At 68.7% G+C, this 457-nt stretch carries 1 protein-coding gene; it reads left to right on the forward strand.

Features of this window, described 5'->3' with window-relative positions; all coding sequences use genetic code 11:
* Positions 1 to 457, forward strand: a 457-nt coding sequence (locus tag J5M57_RS28470; protein ID WP_243435669.1) for a LysR substrate-binding domain-containing protein, incomplete at both ends; no start/stop codon positions are given.

Consider the following 457-nt stretch of genomic DNA (forward strand, 5'->3'; position numbering starts at 1 on the left):
GTTCAGCCGCGCGCACGGCCGCCTGCTGCCGACACGTGAAGCCGAGCTGCTGTTCGGCGAGACGCAGAAACTCCAGTCGAACCTCGAGCGCATTCGCGCGCTCTCACGCAATCTGGCGCTGCAGCCCGAAGGGCAGTTGCGCGTCGGCTGCCTGCCGAGTCTCGGCCTGAGCCTGATTCCACAGGCCGTGAAGGCGTTCCGCGACGATTACCCGCGCGTCGCGCTGAAAATCCAGACCTTGCATACCGACGCGCTGCTCAACGCGTTGCTCACGCGCGATCTCGACGTGGCCGTCGCGATCGATCCGCCGGCGCGTCCCGGCATCACGTCGGCGGAGCTCGGTCGCACGGCCGTCGTCAGCGTCGGCCCGCCCGACGACGACGCGCCGGACGCGCCGCTTTCGCTGCACGCGTTCATGGAAGGCGAATCGATCGGCATCGGCACCGAGGATCCGCTC

The sequence above is a fragment of the Pseudomonas sp. 86_A genome, assembly GCF_017491705.1.
Taxonomy (GTDB): Bacteria; Pseudomonadota; Gammaproteobacteria; order Pseudomonadales; family Pseudomonadaceae; genus Aquipseudomonas; species Aquipseudomonas koreensis.